The 302-nt window shown below is 51.0% G+C and carries 2 tRNA genes and 1 rRNA gene (1 of these 3 running past the window's edge); all 3 read left to right on the forward strand.

The features are described 5' to 3' along the window. A 16S ribosomal RNA gene (locus tag RR062_06210) occupies positions 1-50 on the forward strand; the annotation flags it as partial. Positions 51-150: 100 nt separating this feature from the next. After that, positions 151-227, forward strand: a tRNA-Ile gene (locus tag RR062_06215). Positions 228-294: 67 nt separating this feature from the next. Further along, positions 295-302, forward strand: a tRNA-Ser gene (locus tag RR062_06220); it runs 60 nt beyond the window's last position.

Genomic DNA, 302 nt, shown 5'->3' on the forward strand with positions numbered 1-302 from the left:
AGTCGTAACAAGGTAGCCGTATCGGAAGGTGCGGCTGGATCACCTCCTTTCTAGAGTTTGCACGAATCAGGTAACTGGTTCACGCATCAAATGTTCACACTTATCGGCTGTTTAATTAAGAAGAAACAGTAGTCGTAGTAGCACCGCGTTGGGGCTGTAGCTCAGCTGGTTAGAGCACCGTGTTGATAACGCGGGGGTCGTTGGTTCGAGTCCAACCAGCCCTACCAGCAAAAACAAACCCGGGGGTAAGGTGGACACTAGTCCAGCCAGACCTACCAGTATGTAATACCCACAGGGGGATT

The organism is Clostridia bacterium (assembly GCA_036654455.1).
Classification (GTDB): Bacteria; Bacillota; Clostridia; order Christensenellales; family CAG-314; genus JAVVRZ01.